This is a genomic window from Allorhodopirellula solitaria (assembly GCF_007859855.1).
Classification (GTDB): domain Bacteria; phylum Planctomycetota; class Planctomycetia; order Pirellulales; family Pirellulaceae; genus Rhodopirellula; species Rhodopirellula solitaria.
Genome location: NZ_SJPK01000061.1, coordinates 1 through 1,308 on the forward strand (window position 1 = coordinate 1; position 1,308 = coordinate 1,308).

2 protein-coding genes are annotated in these 1,308 nt (G+C 51.7%); both read left to right on the forward strand.

The genetic code is table 11. The features are described 5' to 3' along the window. Window positions 1-393 (forward strand): four helix bundle protein (locus CA85_RS24625; protein WP_146394397.1); only part of this gene is annotated, 393 nt, incomplete at its 5' end. 33 nt (window positions 394-426) lie between these two features. Further along, complete coding sequence (locus tag CA85_RS24630; RefSeq protein ID WP_146394399.1) at window positions 427-1,179, forward strand: hypothetical protein; 753 nt, start codon at window positions 427-429, stop codon at window positions 1,177-1,179. Window positions 1,180-1,308: the final 129 nt, after the last annotated feature.

The window sequence follows — 1,308 nt, forward strand, 5'->3', positions numbered from 1 at the left end:
CTTCGCGCTGCTCAATCGATTCCGCTGAACATCGCCGAGGGTAACGGCAAGCGCAGCTTGAAAGATCGTGCTCGATTTTTCGACATTGCTCGCGGATCTGCGTTTGAATGTGCTGCGATTCAAGATGTTCTGGTTGCGACGGACGATTTGGAGGACGTGGCGAGTCGAGAACTGAAACGGAAGCTCAAACGAATTGTCTCGATGCTAACTCGAATGGCGATGAAGTTTGACGGCGTTAGGGAGCCGTCGGTAGACTATGAACTGGGGAACGATTACGAGCACGAGCACCGCGATGCTGAGCACGAGCACGAAAGAAAGCCAGAACCAAGCCGTGCACCTAAGGACGGCTTGCGCGATTATACCAATGGAAAATCAATCGTCCGTCCTAGGTGACGGCAACCGTTACGACAAAAAACAAAATCGTCAATGATTCAGATGTCTCGTGAAAATCTGCGATGGTTCAATACGGCGATGCATGTCGTCGCCTTCCTTGAGCTTGTCGTCTTCGCTGCGGTGGCACCCGTTAGTCTGCTGGTTGCGCCTGAAGACTCCGGAGAAACAAAATCACTGCTGTTACCGGAGAACGCCTCCGCAACGAAATTTGTCGTTGGCCTGGGTATAGCAACCATCATCGGCTTTTGCCTCCTGATACCCGCGATGTGGGTCGGGGTCATTTTCTGTGCTCTGCGAAAGGCACACACGAAGAAACTTGGCGTGTCACTCATCGCAATCACTGCGCTATACGCGATTGCCGGACATCCACCAGAGCCAGAGACGCATGCTATCCCGATGATTCGCTCTGGAATCGCTTTCGGATGCGGACTGGTCGCCTTAGCCGCCACTTTTCTGATTGTTTACTCCAACAGAATCGAGCGTTTCGATACCTCAACTCTTTACCAGGATGACGATGCTGATGCACCGTCCGAGAAGAAAACGACCAATGAACTGCCGGCAGAAGCGAAACAAGTGATTATTCGCCTGTCACTTTTTGTTGTTTCGGTACTCATTGCCTTTCTCGTCACATTCCTTCTCGGTCGCTTTACACAGTTCGAAAAGGAACCGATGTACCTAACATTGTCTTTCTTTGGAATGCTTGGTACTTCGATGCTGGTCACGGGATTGATCAATGAGCAGACACTGGTTGCCTTTGTTCCATGGGCGAAAGCCGAGAAGTCGTAACAATGATCGGGATAGGGGCCGCATTACTGCGGACCCCTCCCACACCACCTAGCATGCGGGTCCGCACTAGGCGGTTCGCTTCTTGGAAGCAAACTTGCTCCAAATCGTCTCAAGACTTGCTAGTCCTTG

Bases quoted from the DNA above. Each gene is read 5' to 3' on its own strand.
- CA85_RS24630 (WP_146394399.1), top strand. From the start codon at position 427: ATGATTCAGATGTCTCGTGAAAATCTGCGATGGTTCAATACGGCGATG.